Origin of the sequence: Streptomyces sp. DH12, from assembly GCF_020873895.1 — a bacterium.
Classification (GTDB): Bacteria; Actinomycetota; Actinomycetes; order Streptomycetales; family Streptomycetaceae; genus Streptomyces.
In genome coordinates this window covers 1-767 of record NZ_JAHWGT010000232.1, presented here as the reverse complement: position 1 = coordinate 767, position 767 = coordinate 1, and the positions used below count along the sequence as shown (strand labels likewise).

The window sequence follows — 767 nt, the reverse complement described above, 5'->3', positions numbered from 1 at the left end:
GACCCGGCGTCGGTCGCGGCCCGCGCCGAGAACATTCGGCTAGCCTTTCCCCGCGACGGGGTACGGGAAACCACTCTTAGGGTGATTATCACTCGGCGTGCCGAGTGTGGCGATCGTTGACGCACCCTTGGTGACTGCCTACCGTCGAGGAGGCAGGTCAAGGACGGAGGTCGGCGTGAGAAGCAGCGGCGACGGTACGGCGGGGGGTGCCCCCGGACGCGTTTTCGGGGCGGGCGGGCCGTATCCTCCCCAGAGCTCTCCGCTCCGCTCGGGCGGGGGTCATCCCGCGCGCGGCGGTGCGATCGAGCCCGCTCCGCAGCGACCGACGGCCGTTCCGAGCGGTGGAGGGGCGGCGGCCATGGCGACCGAGGAGATCGGCTATCGGGGGCCCACGGCCTGCGCCGCGGCCGGCATCACCTACCGCCAGCTCGACTACTGGGCGCGCACGGGGCTGGTCGAGCCGAGCGTGCGCCCCGCCCACGGGTCCGGCACACAGCGGCTGTACAGCTTCCGCGACGTCGTCGTGCTGAAGATCGTGAAGCGGTTCCTGGACACCGGCGTGTCCCTGCAGAACATTCGCACCGCCGTCCAGCACCTGCGCGAGCGCGGCTTCAGCGACCTGGAGCGCATGACGCTGATGAGCGACGGCGCGACGGTCTACGAGTGCACGTCGCCCGACGAGGTCCACGCCCTGCTGCAGGGCGGCCAGGGCGTCTTCGGCATCGCCGTGGGCGTGGTGTGGCGGGACGTCGAGAGCGCGCTGTCGC

Annotated in this window: 1 protein-coding gene; it reads left to right on the top strand. The window is 71.7% G+C overall.

Annotated elements, in window-relative coordinates; translation table 11 throughout:
* Nucleotides 1-175: 175 nt before the first annotated feature.
* On the top strand, nucleotides 176-767 hold a 592-nt coding region (locus tag LPA54_RS33730; protein ID WP_228984512.1), incomplete at its 3' end, for a MerR family transcriptional regulator.